Origin of the sequence: Thiohalobacter sp. COW1 (assembly GCF_016629505.1) — a bacterium.
Classification (GTDB): domain Bacteria; phylum Pseudomonadota; class Gammaproteobacteria; order Thiohalobacterales; family Thiohalobacteraceae; genus Thiohalobacter; species Thiohalobacter thiocyanaticus_A.
In genome coordinates, this window is the sequence record NZ_AP024239.1 from 1502435 (window position 1) to 1516717 (window position 14283).

The following is a 14283-nucleotide window of genomic DNA, read 5'->3' on the forward strand; positions in this document are numbered from 1 at the left end:
TTCATTCCGAGTCAATGGGATAGGTCTCGCCGATATCGATGACATAGACCCACCCCGCCGCCTTCTGCCCGGTGCGGCCGTTTTCGCGAATGATCTGTACTGCTTCACCGACGCGTTCGTCTGCGCACATCAGTTCCAGTTTGACCTCGGTAATCACCTCCTGGCCCAATTCCAGCGAGAAGCTCTGTTCCTGGCTGTCGAGCGCTTGCAGCGTGCCGGTTACGTCCACCACGGACAGATTACAGACACCGCTGCAGAAGCCGGCGTTACGCAAGGCATGGACGATGTCCGCAACACGGTTGCGATGTACGAAGGCTTTTATTTCTTTCATTGCGTTTTCTCCTTTCTAGTTTCCATCCACTCATAGATCACCGGCAGCAGCACCAGCGTGAGCAGTGTCGAAGTAATGAGACCACCGACTACCACCGTCGCCAGCGGCCGCTGGGTCTCGGCACCCACGCCCGATGACAGCAACATGGGAATGAGACCGAGGATCGCCACGCTGGCGGTCATCATCACGGGCCGCAGTCGCAGCTCCGCACCGCGTCGTACCGCTTCAGCGACCGACAGCCCTTTCTCACGCAGCTCGTTGATGAAGCTCACCAGCACAATGCCGTTCAACATCGCCACGCCGAACACAGCGATAAAACCAATGGCCGACGGCACCGACAGGTACTGGCCACTGATAAACAGGGACACAATGCCGCCGATGGCGGCGAACGGCACGTTGGCAATGATCAGCGTCGCGTACTTCGTCGAGTTAAAGGCGGTGTACAGCAGCACGAAGATAAAGAAGATGGTCAACGGCACGATAATAGATAACCGTTGCAACGCACGCTGCTGGTTTTCGAAAGCGCCACCCCATTCGATCCAGTAGCCGGGTGGCAGTTTCACCTGCTGCGCGATCGCGGCCTCGGCGTCCTTGACGAAGCCGTCCACATCGCGGCCGCGCACGTCCATCTGGATCACCGCGTAGCGCTGTAACTGCTCGCGGCGCACGAACGAGTAGCCCTCGGCCACCGAGACATCGGCGACCCGTGACAGGGGCACAATGGCGCCGCTGGCGGTTTGCAATGGAATGGCCTTGATCGCCTCCACGTCGGCCTTGGCCGGATCGTGCAGTCGCGCCGTGATATCAAAGCGTTTGACACCCTCGATCAGCGTCGAGATCGGTTCGTTGCCGATGCCTGTACGCACCACGGTGAGCACGTCATCGGCATTCAGGCCGTAGCGAGCCAACTGGCTTCGGTTGACCTGGATGCGTATCTGCGGCTTGCCGATGTTGGCCTCCAGTGACAGGTCCGCCACACCGGGCACGGCTCCAATGGCGTTTTTGATTTCCTGGCTGAGACGGTCCAGTTCACCGAGGTCCTCACCATAGAGCTTGACCGCCAGGGTGGCGCGCACGCCGGAGATCAACTCCTCCACGCGCATCTGGATCGGTTGGGTAAAGGCGATCACCGAGGTGGGCACCGCCTCTTCCAGCTCTTCGCGCATAGCGTCAGCCAGTGCTTCGATGCTGCGGCCCGAGGTCCATTCATCAAGGGGCTTCAGTTCGGTATAAATCTCCATGTAGTTGACATCCGCCGTCTCGCCCTTCTCCGCGCGGCCAATCATGGCCAGCGTGGTGTTGACCTCCGGGAATTCGGTCAGCACCTTCGATACCTTTTTGGAGATATCGATGGACTGTTCCAGCGAGGTCGATGGGATGGACGTGATACGCCACATGATGGAGCCTTCTTGCAACTGTGGCATGAACTCCTTGCCGAGCAGGGGAAACAGCGCCAGGCTGGCGACCAGCAGGCCAGTGGCGGCGGCAACCACTTTCTTTTTGTTGGCCAGCGACCAGGCAAGCAGCGGCAGATAACCGCGCTTGATCCAACGCACCAGCAGGGTATCACGTTCCTCCTTGGGTTTGAGAATGAGCGCCGCCAGCACCGGGATCAGGGTCAGGGTCAGCAGCAACGATCCCGCCATGGCAAAACTGATATTGAAAGCCATCGGCTTGAACAGCTTGCCCTCCAGGCCTTGCAGACTGAACAAGGGCAGGAAAACGACAATGATAATCAGAATGGCGAAGGCGATCGGATTGGCTACCTCCCGGGCGGCGGTCAATACCGCCGCTGTGCGGTTGACCTTTTCGCCCTTCTCGCGCCACTCGGCCATGATGCGGAAGGCGTTCTCGGTCATCACCACCGCACCATCCACCATCATGCCGATGCCGATGGCCAGACCCGCCAACGACATGAGGTTGGCCGACAAACCCATCTCACCCATAAAGATGAAGGCGATCAACATGGACAGCGGCAGCGCAGCGATCACCACCAGCGCCGAGCGTAGTTCGCCGAGGAACAGAAACAATACGATGGCAACCAGGATGGACCCTTCGATCAACGCCCGTTCGGCGGTACTGACCGCCTTTTCCACCAATTCGGTGCGGTCATAGATCGGACGCAGCTTGACACCCTCGGGCAGGGCCGACTCGGCCGTCGCCAGCTTGGTCTTGACGGCGTCGACCACGTTCTTGGCGTTCTCGCCGATGCGCGCCAGTGCCATGCCCAGCACGACTTCTTCGCCATCGCGGGTCACCGCACCCGTGCGCAGCGCCGGCGCCTGACGGATATCGGCGATGTCACGCAGATAGACCGGCGTGCCTTGGGTGACCTTTACTACGATTTGGCCGATGTCCTGTTCGTTGCTCACCAGCCCAAGGCCGCGCACCAGGTACTGCTCAGGCCCGAGATTGATATACTGGCCGCCGACCTGGCGGTTATTGGCTTCGATGGACGTCATGACCTCCCGATACGAAAGACCGTATTTGAGCAGCCGGCGCGGGTCGATCTGCACCTGGTACTGGCGTTCCTGCCCACCCCAGGACATGACGTCATCTACACCCGGCGCGGTGCGCAGGATCAGACGCACGCTCCAGTCCTGCAAGGTGCGCAGGTCCATGTCGGTGACTTCACGTTTGAGTTTCTTGTCGGTCCGCTCCAGGGTGTACCAGAACACCTGGCCCAGCCCCGAGGTGTTGGGCCCCATCTCCGGTGTCCCGTAGCCCTCGGGAATGCGGTCGGCAACTTCCTGCAACCGCTCCATCACCAGGCGGCGGGCGAAGTAGATGTCCATGGCATCTTCGAAGTACACCGAGACGTAGGACAAGCCGAACAATGACACCGAGCGGATATCCCGCACGCCGGGCAGGCCCGCCATGCCCGACTCGACCGGGAAGGTCAGTAACTGCTCCACATCCTCGGCAGCCAAACCCGGCGACTCGGTATAGATGTTCACTTGCACCGGCGTCACGTCCGGGAAGGCGTCGACAGGCAACGTGCTGAAGGTACGTACACCGGCGAAGGCCACCACCGCGAACGCGACCAGGACCAGGAATTTATAGCGCAGCGAGAGTTCAACGAGTTTATCTAACATCTTGCCCGCCCCTTAGTCCGCGTCGCCGATTTGCGACTTTAACGCCAGCGACTTGAGCGTAAAGGCGCCCTTGACGGCGACCCGATCCCCCTCGGCCAGCCCGGCGGTGACCTCGGTCCAGCCGCTTCGAGTAACACCGGCCTGCACCGCTTGGGGTTTGAAATCATCGCCCTCCAGCTTGAATACTGCCGGCCCGCCCTGCAGCAGCAGCATCGCCTCGCGCGGCACCGCCAGCACGGGTCGGCTTTCGCCGGTGCCGATGGCGACATCGACGAACTGCCCCGGATGCAGAGCGTCATCGACATTTTGCACCTCGATCCGAACCACCAGCGTACGCGACGCCTCATCAAGATGATGATGGAACTGAATGACCTTGCCGCGGAATTCGTCTGCGCCATTGACACTGATCCGCGCCGGGTTGCCGAGCTGCACCGCTTCGGCCGCCGCCGGATCGAGCTTCGCCTCGACCCAGAGCGTCGATTCGTCGGTGAGACGCACCAGCACACGACCCGGCTCGATCAGTTCGCCGATGGCGAAGTCGTCGTCATGAACCAGCCCGTCCTGCGGGGCAAGCAAGGCGAACTCACCGGTGGCCTTGGAGGCATCCCCTTGTGCTAGCAGGCGGTCCACCTGCCCCGGCGTCATGCCATAGGCGAGCACCTTGGCATAGGCCTGCTGGCGTTTGACCTGAGCCTCGACAAAGCGCGTCTCGGAGACCACCTGCCGCCCGAGTTTTTTCACCCGTGCCCACTCGCGGTCGGCCACCAACAATTCGCCCTGCGCATCGGCCATCGCCACGCTCGACAGGGTCACCAGCTGTTCGCCCTTTTTCACCGTCTGTCCCATCTGCACGTGCCGCGCAACCACCTGGGCGGCGATGCGCGGTGTGACCTGTGCCGTACGGTACAGATTCACCTCAACCTCACCGGGCGCCGTGACCTCCACGGGCAGGCTGCGCCGCACCGTGGGCGCAACCTCAATGCCCAACGCCACCCGCCGTTGCGCATCCAGGGCCAGTGGATCGGCCTCATGCGCCTCACCGCTTTCGTCCTCTTCACCGCCATACGCGGGAACAGCCAGGGCAAGACAGGCCCAAAGTAATAACCCGTTCGATATTTTCATGTGTTGTTTCTCCAAAAGCTTCAAAGTGATCCGTTCAGCCAACGTTCGAACTGCCCGCTTGCGGTAAGCCAGTCGAACCAGCTACGCCATAGCTGCCCGCGCAACTCGAAGGCGCTGCCCCGCGTCTCCAGTGTCTGGTTGAGTTGCAGCAGGTAGTCTGCGGTGCTGAGTTCGCCGGCCTGCCACAGTCGCTCAAGCAGCGCCAACTGACTGCTCAGGCTTGGCTGGCCGCCTTGTTCCCATACCGCCCAGGCTGAGTGCGTCACCCGGTAGCGCTCGGCGGCTGACGTCAGGCGCGCCTGCGCACGGCGGTAGACGTCTTGTCCCGCTTGTTGCGCTTCGATCAGCTGCGCATTCGCGGCCTGGGTCTCGGCACGAAAATCGTTGCGGACAAACAAGGGGATGGACAGCGTCAGCCCGACAAGGTCTTCCGAACCCTCACGTCCGCCGCGCAGGCCAAGGCGCGGGTCGGGACGCTGCTCGCGCTGGCGCAGGGTGACCGTGGATTGGGCCGCCGCGATGCGGGCGTGTAGGACTTGCAATGCCGGCAAGGCATCCAGCAGTTTTTGTGCATCGAAGCTCGCCGGTTCCGGCAAGCGCTCGGGAAGCGCCGGCCAGTCTTGGCGCGGCGATGAACCAGTGACAGCGACCAGCGCCTGCTCGGCATCCGTGCGCTCGGCACTGGCCTGCGCCTGTTGCAACAGTGATTGAGTGTGCGCAAGCCGGGCGAGATCCAGCTCGACCTGGTTGAGGTCGCCGGCCTGGTGGCGTCTTTCCGCCAGTGCGAGGAACCGTTGCATCAGGTCCGCCCGCTGCCGAGCCAGGCGATCGAGCGCTTCAGCACTATGGTAACCAGCCAGCGCCGTGAGCAACTCGGCGGTCAATTGCTGTCGCGCTGCCTCGAACTCGGCCTGAGCGGCCTCCGCCTCAAACGCTGCGACGCCACGGCGTGCGCCACGCTTGTCCGCCCAATCAATGGCCTGTGTAATACCCAGGCTCGCCGTATCGCTCTCGGCGGTTTCGGCGTCGATTTCCAGTTCCGGATTGTATAAGGGTTGACCGGCGCCGCGTGTACGGGCCTGCGCCGCCTCCACGCCGGAGCGAGCCGCCAGCAGCCTGGGATTGTCTTCCAATACCGTGCGCACGAACGCCGACAGCTCCGGTGACAGAGGTGTTTCGGTGGATGAAGACACCGCTCCCGCATCTGCACTGTTTTCTGCCTGCACAACCGTGGCCAGCAGGCAGCCGACCAGCGCCGAACCGCAAAAATGTAGTAACCGCATCGAGTAAATTCCTATGTGTTTTTGTTTATCAAGTGTTAATGCCCGTTCAGATCCTCGAGCCGTTGCAGGAACTCCTCACGATCGATCTCGCCGCGAGCGTACCGCTCGCGGAGAATATCGGCGGGCTTTTTGTGCGACGGTAAGGACAAGTCCGACTTCGCCCTCGACGCTCCCGAACCCAGCCAGCGCACGATAGCGATGACACCGGCTATCACAAGCACCCAGAACAGGATCATGAAAACCCATCCCAGCCCATAGGGCATGCCGAAAAAGGGAAAAAAATCGTGATCATACATACCTGTCTCCTGTCACTGTTTTTTGCGGGATGATCTCACTGCTTCATATCCTCAAGCATTTGCAGATACGCCTTGCGGTCGATTTCACCGCGGGCATACCGTTCCTGGAGAATGTCGAGGGCGGATTTCCCGGCTGGGGTCTGCGGCCCCGCCGGGGCTGTTGTGGCCTGTGGGTCTACCGCGTGCTTTTGCAGATAAGCAGTCAGTGTGCGCAGCTCGTCCTCGCTCGGCGCCTTGATGTCCATCGGGCTGTTGTTGCGGCTCATCCATTGCATACGCATGTTCATTCGCTCCACTGTGGGCGGCCAGCCCGAGGCGCTGTGCTGTGTCGGGCTGGGCAGGCCGTGGCACTGAATACAGTATTGCGTAACCAGCTTCGCGCCGGCCGAGTTCGGCTCCGGCAACTCCGCCGGCCCGATCGCAGGCGGCATGTTACCCATCATGCCGCCACAACGGCCTTCCCAGTTTCCGCCACACATACCCTGCGCGATCTTCTGCCCGGCGCCGGCCGGGCGCTGGACTTCGCGCGCCTGAAAGGGATTTTCATCAGCAGCCACGACCGGCAACGCCGTCAGTGAAGTGACCAGTGCGGTTGCGGTACTGCCTAAAATCAGATTGCGTTTTTTCATCAGTGTGTACCTCTAATCAGTCGTTATCAGAGTGCCGCCAGAACCCGGTCCAGGCGTTCGCGCACCTCCAGGGCCAGGGCGTGCACCGCCGGGTTATCCACCAGTTCGAGTACGGCCTGCGGATCCATGAATTCCACGTGCACCGTTCCGTTATCTTCCTGTCTGACCACCACGTTGCAGGGCAGTAGCAAACCGATCGATGGCTCGGCCGTCAGCGCCTGATGCGCCAGCGGCGGGTTGCAGGCACCGAGGATGCGGTACGGCGGCATGTCTTCGCCGAGTTTCTTTTTCAAGGTCGCCTGCACATCAATGTCGGTTAGCACACCGAAGCCTTCTGTTTTTAACGCTTCGGTAACAGTGTCAATCGCGCGTTCAAAATCCATGGGGACCGTCTTGCCAAATCCGTATTTCGTTGTCATGGGTATAACCTCATTGTTTAAATTTAAGTTTGTCGTCCTGGTCAATCCGCCGCCAGCAGCTGGCGGAGGCGGGTAACGTTGTCTTCATCAATAGGAATCGCCCGGCGCTCATCCACGATCAGCGTGGGGCAGTGCCGGATACCAAATCGTTCTGCCAGTGCCGGATCGTCTTCGATATCACAAAGCTCGTAATCGAAGCCGAGTTCCTCCAACTCTTTCTCTATGTCAACGCAGTGACACATTTTGTTGGTCAATACTGTGATCTTCATCGGGGATCCTCTTGCTCAATGGGTCGTTCACTGGAAACTTCCGCGTCATACGAAGTCTCCCCCGGCAGGTTTTCCGCGCAGGACTGCAGCAATAGTTTGAAGACTTCAGGTGTGATCTCGGGAGAAACAAAGGTGCAACGCCCATCTACGATCAGAACAGGGGATTCTGTGATGCCTATGTGCTGATCAATCTCTGGGTGCTCTCCCTTGAAGCGCAACGCATAAGGCAGCCGTAGATCCTTCAGCACCTGTTCCATTTGTGCGTAGGGATCTGACTTCCGAACATACAAGGTGATATTCATGACAGACTCCTTTTCTGTTATGGACCTGATCTGGGCGTCGGTCTGGGGTGTTGCAGTTCCATGGCCGTCACACCAATACCCGTTCCGTCGTCTTTGTAGATCACGTCGATCACCACGCCATCGTCAAATACCAGGGTGAAACTGCGAACGCCGAGCGCCCAATCGGTTTCTTCCATATACTTGATTTCGCCCGACGGCAGACGATAGGTCTTTCGGTCACGGGCATAGCCAACGGTATAGACCCAACCTTGTTTGCCGTTGGCCAGCGACATCTTCTTATCCGGCCCACCGTGATGTGCGAACGCGGCTTGTGTGGTGATGATGCCCAAGGGGTAGTCCTGCAAGACCTGTTCAGGATCGGTATCCGTATCAAAAAGTGGCGGCTCCGGCAGATAGCCAGGCTCCGCTGTGCTTATCGCAGTCCACAACAGGGCGCAAAATACAATCCAGATACGATTCATCGTTATTTCCTCCATTCATGATCGGGAGATTGGCATGCATGCACGATCCGACCCGTTCAAGGGCATCAGCAGATCGATATCGATCAGCCGAGGGTTTCGAATACGTTACGCTTCGGCACACGTGTGCCGTGTGGAATCAGATGATGGGAGGATGGAACGGTGGGGGGATCGACAGAGAGGAATAAGAAAACAGGTAGGCACTACTGGTAATAACCGTGGGTATATAGGTTTCCGGAAGCGAGTTCCTTGTCAGCGCAATATGGCTGACCCAGGCATGACACCAGTCGTCGCAGTCGAATCCGGTATTCGGGAAGTCCGGTGATTGGTCGTCGATCTGAACAAATGCGCCATCTCCTTGCCCGGGATCGGTGAATGCGCACTCATCGAATGCCCACGCGATATTCAGCGTGAGTAGCGAGACGATAAGCAGTTGTGCGATAAACCGGATCATCAGGCCCTCAACATCCTTAGGCCGCTGGCGATGACCACGAACTCGCTGATCTCATGGGCAAGCACGGCAATGGGCAGCGAAAAAACGCCGCTGACAGCGCCGATGATCAGGGCGCTGATCACAGCCACCGACAGGGCCAGGTTCTGGCGGATCACATTCCAGTTTCGGCGACTGAAACGGATCAGGTAGGGTAGCCGGGAGAGATCGTCGGCCATCAACGCCACGTCCGCGGTTTCCAGCGCCACGTCGGTGCCGGCCGCACCCATGGCGATGCCGACGTGGGCGGCGGCCAGGGCCGGGGCGTCGTTGACGCCGTCGCCCACCATGGCCACGCGGCCGTATTCTTGGTCCAGTTCTTTCACTTTGCGTGTCTTGTCTTCGGGCTTGAGTTCGGCGAACACCTCGTCGATACCGGCCTGGGCGGCGATGGCCTGCGCGGTGCGCGGATTATCACCCGTCAACATGATGACCTTGTGAATCCCGGCGCGTTTCAGGCCGGCAATGGCCTCCGCCGCTTCCGGCCGCAAGGGATCGGCGATGGCGATGAGGCCGAGCGCCGCCTGCCCGGTGCCGATGACAACGACCGTGTTGCCGGCAGCCTGCAAGGCTTCGATACGCGCCTCGGCCTCGGTCAGGTCAACCTGTTTTTCGGCAAACAGCGCCGGGCTGCCGATGAAATACTGCGCGCCCTTTACCCAGCCCGTGGCACCGGCGCCGGTCAGCGACTGAAAGTCTTCGGCAGGCAGGACCTCGATGCCCTGCTCCGTGGCACGATCCAGCACAGCGCGCGCCAGTGGGTGCTGGGAGCGGGCCTCGAGTGGCGCGGCAATGCCGAGCACGTCCGCTTCACTGCCGCCATTCAAAGGAACGATTTCGGTGACCCGCGGCTGGCCCAGGGTCAGGGTACCTGTCTTGTCCAGGGCCACCACGCGAATCCGGGCCAGGTTTTCCAGGTGCACGCCGCCCTTGACCAGGATACCCTTGCGGCCCGCGGTGCCGATAGCCGCCACCAGGGTAATGGGGATGGAGATCACCAGGGCGCAGGGCGCGGCGGCGACAATAAACACCGTGGCACGGGTCAGCCATTCTTCCCAGCCAAAACCGAGCAGCCCCGGCACCAGCGCCAACAGAACGCCGACGCCGAGCACCGCCGGGCTGTAGCGACGGCCGAAACGCTCGATAAAACGCTGGCTGCGCCCCTTGCTGGCCTGAGCCTCTTCCACCAATTGAATGATGCGCGCGAGTGTATTGTCGGCCGTAGTCTTGGTGACCCGCACGCTGAGCGCGCCCTCGCCGTTGAGCGTGGCGGCGAAAACCGTATCGCCCACCGCTTTTTCCACCGGTACCGATTCGCCGGTGACCGGTGCCTGGTTGAGACTGGATCGGCCGTCGATGATTTCACCGTCGGTGGCCACCGCCTCTCCGGGATGGACAATAAACACATCCCCGACGACCAGCTCTTCCACGGGAACGCGCATCTCCTTGCCATCGCGCACCACCAGCGCGGTCTTGGGCGCCAGGTCCATCAGGGCACGAATGGCGTGGCGGGTACGCTCCTCCGTGTACCCCTCGGCCGCCTCGGAGATGGAATAGAGAAACACCAGCATGGCGGCCTCGGCCCACTGGCCCATGAGACCGGCGACGATGGCGGCCAGGCTCATCAGCAGCTCGATACCGATCTCCCGTTCCTTGACCAGTGTCTCGAAGGCCTCGCGGCCGAAATACCAGCCGCCGATGATGACAGCCAGGAGATACAGGCCGGTTTCCGGCAGCGGCGCCAGTCCCAGCTTGCCGCCGATAAAGCCGATCACCAGCATCAGTCCGGAGCTTGCCGAGGTCACCACCTGCGGATTACGCCAGGGCGGCGGCATCGTCTGCCCGGCCTCAACAGCGGCGCAACTCGGGCAGGCCATTATCGGGCCTCCGCCTTCAGCTCATCGGACAGGATGCCCACCCGGCAACGCCCGCCTTCGCGCAGGCACATGCGTTCCTCGAAGCGCGCAAGATCGGACTGAAAGACCTGCTCGGGGTCCGGCAGCGCACAAACGGTCGCATACAACTTTTTCAGATAGGGGGGCTTTGATACCAGCCGATGATAGACCCAACGTCCGTCCTTCTGGGCAGACAACAAGCCAGACTGGCGCAGGATCTTCAGATGGCGCGAGAGCTTGTAGGCCGGTTCCTGGAGACTGTCGACCAGTTCGCACAGGCAAGCCTCTTCGTCCGTCGTCGCCAGCAGGCGGATGACGCGCAGCCGGGTCTCGTCGGCCAGGGACTGGAACAGGGTTTCGGGTTGGATAGTAATTATTTGCATAGTTGCACTATAATGCAATTATTTATGCCATTCAACAGGAACGCTCATCGGCACATCATAGATTCAGTTCAGATACTCTTAACTCGCGGACCACCTCTGTGGCGAGGGGCCCCCAAACCGGAGCGAATAATTCTTTACGTGACGGACCCGTATTCCTCAATGGCACCGGACCTTCATGATCGAATCACGCGTCATGCATTGATTTCTTCCTGAAGCGTCTGGAGCACCGCCAGAATCTGCTCGAAATCCGGCATCTCGCCGAAGATCATGTTTTCCATTGCTCGATAATCGGACCTGACCGAGGCCAGCACATGGCCCTCCGGCACCAGCATCAAGGTACCTGGCTTCGCCAAGTCGTATTTGGCCCAACCCCGGGGATAGAATCGCTGCTTAAACGCCACTACGCTGGCCAGCAATCCTGGATCGGCCAAAGCTTTTTCCTTGACCGGTGACTGGGCCATCCTGGCCAGGTCGTAATAGTGGCGCGAATAGCGAGGCGGCTGTGCATTGCCCTCGGGGCGATGGGCCTCATGGTGCAAAATCGTGGCCTTCTCCCAAAACGTGCGTTCCGCCTTGATGACTCTGACGGCACATTCTCGCTGCTCAAACACATCGGGAAAGGCCTCTGCGGCATAACAGCTGATATTGCGATCCTCATAAGGCAGCCATGATGCCAATGGGCCGATTTCCAGGCGCACTTCGGAACGGAGGTAATCATCAGGAAAGGCCGCGGGGTAGCTGATATCAATCACGAATGGATCATCGACATCTACACGACAGTCACACACGCCGTCGAGTGCAGATTCGACCATACTCAACAGCCCCCCGCCAATGTACTTTTGTGCCTGCTCGTTGATGGCCGCATTTAACTGAGCCTGTTTGGTTTTGGAGCGTTCAGCCAAGGGGTCATCGCCACCCAGAACACGCCAGTCGAGGACCAGGTCGATATCCTCCGAGAAACGTTCAATCAGGTTATAAACCTTCGATAGGCTGGTGCCACCTTTGAACATCAGCAACCGCGCGAGATCCGGTTCCTGGAACAGCCGGTTGAGTACCCAGGTAACCCAAAAGTCCTTTTCGACAACAGCTGGCGTGGTGCCCTTCTGCGTCGCCGTCTCTGAAAACAACTCGCTACGTTGCTGCGCAGGAAGCCGGGCAACCTTATCCATCAGTTAGCCTCCTTGCAGATCCGTTTGATGGCTTCATAGATCCAGCCAGTGACCGAACGGGTGTCCTTGAGGATACGGTCACACGCATTGGACTCCAGCTGCTGGCGGATACGCTCGACCACCTTCTGGTCCACATGCTCCCGACCCAGCGCTTTCAGGGCCTGCACCACCAGGCCACTCTCCCGGTATTTGAAACCCACATCCTTCAAGGCGGATTTCTTGAACACCAGGGAATGCTTCCCGATTTCGTACTCACGGCCTGGACCGTCGGAGAGGTAAATCCAACGCCCCGGAACCTGGGTGGAGAGGCCCAGCAGATTGAGAGCCGCATCGCCGGAAGGTTGAATGCGCCAGTTGAATTTGCGAGCCAAAGCATGGGCCACCTGGTCGAGATCCGGGCTCAACTGACGGTCCAGTAACTCGCTATAGCGAGGATAGTCGTAGACCCCTCGACAGACACGGCGAATCTTGCCAGCCTTGGTCAGGCTGGAAAGCGCCCGGTGGATATTAGCCTCGCCAAATTCGGCCACAAAGTCGGTCTTGGTAAATGCCCAACCCCTACCACGGCCATAAATCCGTGAAATAACTTTATTTTCAATACTTTGTGACATTTTCGAATGCTTCGTTTTTTCAGATAAACAGTATTGTTTTTCTAAAACCGGAGCTTAGCAGATCCACTGCACTATGTGCAGTCTTATGACGCAGCATCCTGAGCAAAAGCATCCCTGGGCACCCATACCGCATAAAGAGTCATTCATTCGGATTGCCAGGCACAATCTACCCATTGCTGTTCGTAGCGCTTCACAAAGTCTTTCGTCTCGCGAATGTTGGCCGTAGGTTCGCGGCTTGCCCGGGCACAGGTAGCAACAACATCCCGGTAGAATTCAGGGGCGACCTGCTTGATCCCGTCGAAATTCATAAGCAAATCCGGAATATGCTCCGTGATTTTTGCTCCGCGTGGCGCCATCACAATACTCGGGGGTTCACCGTACATGTTGATCAACACGTATCGCCAGCTTGGGTCTGCGGCTCCCTGGCGAGGAACAATCTCACAGGGGCTTGCATCTCCGCCTTTGGAGAGGTCTTCATAGACCTCCTTGAGAGCCATCGGTTTTTTGGCCATCAGGACACAAGGCCCGGCAATCACATAACTACCCATGCTTTCGTCGTATTCGATGCCGAGCAAGTCTTCCAAATCGAAGCGCACATGCCGATCTAGTGGAGCATTCCCCGAAGTGAACCATTGAAGCTCCCGCAGAGTAATACCTGCACACTTGGCAACCTCTGCAGGAGTATTGGGCCAGCACGCCACAAGGTTCTTGGTTATTTCGGCCGCGTTGTCATAGTCGCTGTAGATCCAATAATGACCATTATTAACGATATCCTCGGGTGCCTTCTCTCCTATCAGCAACCAGGTCCTACCATCAAACCCATCAGGACTGAAATGACGTGGCTGATCAGGCGGTAAGGAGGATTCCCAGGAGGACAGCCATGGACCAAGCTCCCAGTCGAGTCCACCACTCACCATTGGTACCGGCATTTGCGAGGGTAAAGATAACCACTGCTGAATTCTGTCTTTGACGTCACGGCTGTTCACGTCTTTGTAATCACTTTTGACATGAACATCATGGTCGTATAGAGCATCCTGACAAAGAGCTTGAATCGCCCCGGCAAGAGACCGTTCTTCTTTGTCGTGTTTCCCAAGCAACCATCTGCAGGAATCTTGTGCTGAGCGCAGAGCCGCGGGAAGGGATTTCTCCTTGGCATCAGCAACCTCGACCTGAACTTGGATTTTTGCCATTTCCTGCACAAGTTCAGGGCTAGCCATTGCAAGGTGTCGGTTGATCCGTAGGATGTCCGGCCGGCCACGCAAGCCTTCGGCTTTACTCCATGCCTCCAGAAGAACATCTCGGAAGGCCCTGGGCTGATCAACCGAGGTAAATGTCATCCACCGAATGGGTAATCCAACTACGGTCAATCCGTAGAGTATGAGGGGGCTAAGCCTGTATCGTTTAGCATCTTTGAGCTTGATCGGGTCCCGCACTGACACAATGCCATGATCAGGATGATGGAAAAGGAACTTGGCGATCGAAACGTAGAAATAATGTTCTCTTGTTGACTGCATTGCCTTTTGAACCATTT

Annotated in this window: 16 protein-coding genes; all 16 read right to left on the reverse strand. The window is 59.0% G+C overall.

The window, feature by feature from the left end; genetic code table 11:
* Position 1: 1 nt before the first annotated feature.
* Positions 2 to 331, reverse strand: a complete 330-nt coding sequence (locus tag COW1_RS07020; RefSeq protein WP_201345856.1) for a P-II family nitrogen regulator — start codon at positions 329 to 331, stop codon at positions 2 to 4.
* The gene (locus COW1_RS07025) at positions 328 to 3426 is read right to left on the reverse strand and encodes an efflux RND transporter permease subunit (RefSeq protein WP_201345857.1); all 3099 of its coding nucleotides are present in this window, start codon (positions 3424 to 3426) and stop codon (positions 328 to 330) included. Before COW1_RS07025 ends, COW1_RS07020 begins: the two co-directional genes overlap by 4 nt.
* 12 nt (positions 3427 to 3438) lie before the next feature.
* Positions 3439 to 4548, reverse strand: coding sequence for an efflux RND transporter periplasmic adaptor subunit (locus COW1_RS07030; RefSeq protein WP_201345858.1), 1110 nt, complete (start codon positions 4546 to 4548; stop codon positions 3439 to 3441).
* A 20-nt stretch (positions 4549 to 4568) separates the two neighbouring features.
* Positions 4569 to 5831 (reverse strand): TolC family protein, encoded by a 1263-nt coding sequence (locus COW1_RS07035; protein ID WP_201345859.1) that lies wholly within the window; start codon positions 5829 to 5831, stop codon positions 4569 to 4571.
* 35 nt (positions 5832 to 5866) lie between these two features.
* Positions 5867 to 6127 (reverse strand): SHOCT domain-containing protein, encoded by a 261-nt coding sequence (locus tag COW1_RS07040; protein ID WP_242466511.1) that lies wholly within the window; start codon positions 6125 to 6127, stop codon positions 5867 to 5869.
* Between the two features lie 35 nt (positions 6128 to 6162).
* Complete coding sequence (locus tag COW1_RS07045) at positions 6163 to 6756, reverse strand: SHOCT domain-containing protein (RefSeq protein ID WP_201345860.1); 594 nt, start codon at positions 6754 to 6756, stop codon at positions 6163 to 6165.
* Between the two features lie 26 nt (positions 6757 to 6782).
* The gene (locus COW1_RS07050) at positions 6783 to 7175 is read right to left on the reverse strand and encodes a DUF302 domain-containing protein (RefSeq protein WP_201345861.1); all 393 of its coding nucleotides are present in this window, start codon (positions 7173 to 7175) and stop codon (positions 6783 to 6785) included.
* A 41-nt stretch (positions 7176 to 7216) separates the two neighbouring features.
* Positions 7217 to 7444, reverse strand: coding sequence for a hypothetical protein (locus COW1_RS07055; RefSeq protein WP_201345862.1), 228 nt, complete (start codon positions 7442 to 7444; stop codon positions 7217 to 7219).
* Positions 7441 to 7746, reverse strand: coding sequence for a hypothetical protein (locus COW1_RS07060; protein ID WP_201345863.1), 306 nt, complete (start codon positions 7744 to 7746; stop codon positions 7441 to 7443). Before COW1_RS07060 ends, COW1_RS07055 begins: the two co-directional genes overlap by 4 nt.
* Before the next feature lie 17 nt (positions 7747 to 7763).
* Entirely contained in the window at positions 7764 to 8207 is a 444-nt protein-coding gene (locus COW1_RS07065; protein ID WP_201345864.1) for a hypothetical protein, read from the reverse strand.
* A gap of 136 nt (positions 8208 to 8343) precedes the next feature.
* Complete coding sequence (locus COW1_RS07070) at positions 8344 to 8658, reverse strand: hypothetical protein (RefSeq protein WP_201345865.1); 315 nt, start codon at positions 8656 to 8658, stop codon at positions 8344 to 8346.
* Entirely contained in the window at positions 8658 to 10571 is a 1914-nt protein-coding gene (locus COW1_RS07075; RefSeq protein ID WP_201345866.1) for a cation-translocating P-type ATPase, read from the reverse strand. The genes COW1_RS07070 and COW1_RS07075 overlap by 1 nt, the downstream gene beginning before the upstream one ends.
* Positions 10571 to 10972 (reverse strand): metalloregulator ArsR/SmtB family transcription factor, encoded by a 402-nt coding sequence (locus COW1_RS07080; protein WP_201345867.1) that lies wholly within the window; start codon positions 10970 to 10972, stop codon positions 10571 to 10573. The genes COW1_RS07075 and COW1_RS07080 overlap by 1 nt, the downstream gene beginning before the upstream one ends.
* A 191-nt stretch (positions 10973 to 11163) precedes the next feature.
* Positions 11164 to 12141 carry a nucleotidyl transferase AbiEii/AbiGii toxin family protein gene (locus tag COW1_RS07085; protein WP_201345868.1) on the reverse strand — a complete coding sequence of 326 codons (978 nt, stop codon included), beginning with the start codon at positions 12139 to 12141 and terminating at the stop codon, positions 11164 to 11166.
* On the reverse strand, positions 12141 to 12752 hold the full coding sequence (locus tag COW1_RS07090; RefSeq protein ID WP_201345869.1) for a DUF6088 family protein: 612 nt from the start codon (positions 12750 to 12752) through the stop codon (positions 12141 to 12143). Before COW1_RS07090 ends, COW1_RS07085 begins: the two co-directional genes overlap by 1 nt.
* Positions 12753 to 12895: 143 nt before the next feature.
* Positions 12896 to 14281 carry a hypothetical protein gene (locus tag COW1_RS07095; protein ID WP_242466512.1) on the reverse strand — a complete coding sequence of 462 codons (1386 nt, stop codon included), beginning with the start codon at positions 14279 to 14281 and terminating at the stop codon, positions 12896 to 12898.
* Positions 14282 to 14283: the final 2 nt, after the last annotated feature.

Excerpts from the sequence above, each read along its gene's own strand:
- COW1_RS07055 (WP_201345862.1), bottom strand. The coding sequence starts at position 7,444 with ATGAAGATCACAGTATTGACCAACAAAATGTGTCACTGCGTTGACATA.
- COW1_RS07045 (WP_201345860.1), bottom strand. The coding sequence starts at position 6,756 with ATGAAAAAACGCAATCTGATTTTAGGCAGTACCGCAACCGCACTGGTC.
- COW1_RS07080 (WP_201345867.1), bottom strand. The coding sequence starts at position 10,972 with ATGCAAATAATTACTATCCAACCCGAAACCCTGTTCCAGTCCCTGGCC.
- COW1_RS07035 (WP_201345859.1), bottom strand. The coding sequence starts at position 5,831 with ATGCGGTTACTACATTTTTGCGGTTCGGCGCTGGTCGGCTGCCTGCTG.
- COW1_RS07020 (WP_201345856.1), bottom strand. The coding sequence starts at position 331 with ATGAAAGAAATAAAAGCCTTCGTACATCGCAACCGTGTTGCGGACATC.
- COW1_RS07030 (WP_201345858.1), bottom strand. The coding sequence starts at position 4,548 with ATGAAAATATCGAACGGGTTATTACTTTGGGCCTGTCTTGCCCTGGCT.
- COW1_RS07025 (WP_201345857.1), bottom strand. The coding sequence starts at position 3,426 with ATGTTAGATAAACTCGTTGAACTCTCGCTGCGCTATAAATTCCTGGTC.
- COW1_RS07095 (WP_242466512.1), bottom strand. The coding sequence starts at position 14,281 with ATGGTTCAAAAGGCAATGCAGTCAACAAGAGAACATTATTTCTACGTT.
- COW1_RS07065 (WP_201345864.1), bottom strand. The coding sequence starts at position 8,207 with ATGAATCGTATCTGGATTGTATTTTGCGCCCTGTTGTGGACTGCGATA.
- COW1_RS07085 (WP_201345868.1), bottom strand. The coding sequence starts at position 12,141 with ATGGATAAGGTTGCCCGGCTTCCTGCGCAGCAACGTAGCGAGTTGTTT.
- COW1_RS07090 (WP_201345869.1), bottom strand. The coding sequence starts at position 12,752 with ATGTCACAAAGTATTGAAAATAAAGTTATTTCACGGATTTATGGCCGT.
- COW1_RS07040 (WP_242466511.1), bottom strand. The coding sequence starts at position 6,127 with ATGTATGATCACGATTTTTTTCCCTTTTTCGGCATGCCCTATGGGCTG.
- COW1_RS07060 (WP_201345863.1), bottom strand. The coding sequence starts at position 7,746 with ATGAATATCACCTTGTATGTTCGGAAGTCAGATCCCTACGCACAAATG.
- COW1_RS07050 (WP_201345861.1), bottom strand. The coding sequence starts at position 7,175 with ATGACAACGAAATACGGATTTGGCAAGACGGTCCCCATGGATTTTGAA.
- COW1_RS07070 (WP_201345865.1), bottom strand. The coding sequence starts at position 8,658 with ATGATCCGGTTTATCGCACAACTGCTTATCGTCTCGCTACTCACGCTG.
- COW1_RS07075 (WP_201345866.1), bottom strand. The coding sequence starts at position 10,571 with ATGGCCTGCCCGAGTTGCGCCGCTGTTGAGGCCGGGCAGACGATGCCG.